The organism is Pseudomonas sp. RA_35y_Pfl2_P32 (assembly GCF_963970735.1).
In the GTDB taxonomy this organism is placed as follows: Bacteria; Pseudomonadota; Gammaproteobacteria; order Pseudomonadales; family Pseudomonadaceae; genus Aquipseudomonas.
Genome location: NZ_CAXAQF010000111.1, coordinates 1 through 649, shown reverse-complemented (window position 1 = coordinate 649; position 649 = coordinate 1). Strand labels below are relative to the sequence as shown.

Here is a 649-nt window from a genome sequence, read left to right as displayed (position 1 = left end):
CAGACTTTCGTCGCAAGGATGCGCGCTTCGCGCCACGCTCTTCCTTTGCCCGCATGGCCTCCATCAAAAGGGCTGTACGATGGCGACGATGACGGTTGGAGCAGCCTCGCTCCAGGCGCTGGGTGGGTTTTGTCTGCGCCGCCCGGCACAATCGGGCGCACCGCAACCGCGCGGCAGCCGGATCCTGCGCGGCAGCGTGGAGGCCGGCACCTTCGAAAAGAGCTTTTTCACGCCTCCAGCGCCCGGAGAAACCGACCGTATCCTGCGCGCCGCGCGCAAGGCGCTGGACGCGGGGCGCCGCTTGCGGCGCGATGCCCGCGCCGACGGGCGCCAGCTCACGCCGGTGGAACGCGGGCTCGCCTCGCTCACCAATGCGGCGGTGCGCGTGCTGGAGGAATTGCTGACGCTGGCGCGGCTCAACCGCGGGCAGGTGTTCCCGACCTATGATTATCTGGCCCAAGCGACCAGCCTCGGCCGCGTGACCGTCGCCCGCGCGCTGCATGTGCTTGACGATGTCGGCTTCATCGTGCGCCAGCGCCGCTTCAAGCGGGTGGCAGGGCAGGGGCCTGGCCCGCGCTATGAGCAGACATCGAATGTCTACCGCACCTTCCTGCCGCAGGCGGTGCTCGCCTATCTGCCGCGCTGGATG

1 protein-coding gene is annotated in these 649 nt (G+C 69.0%); it reads left to right on the top strand.

Annotation, left to right across the window (positions count from 1 at the left end):
* Positions 1 to 79: 79 nt before the first annotated feature.
* Positions 80 to 649: helix-turn-helix domain-containing protein (locus tag AACY45_RS27350; RefSeq protein WP_339548570.1), on the top strand; the 570-nt coding region annotated here is incomplete at its 3' end.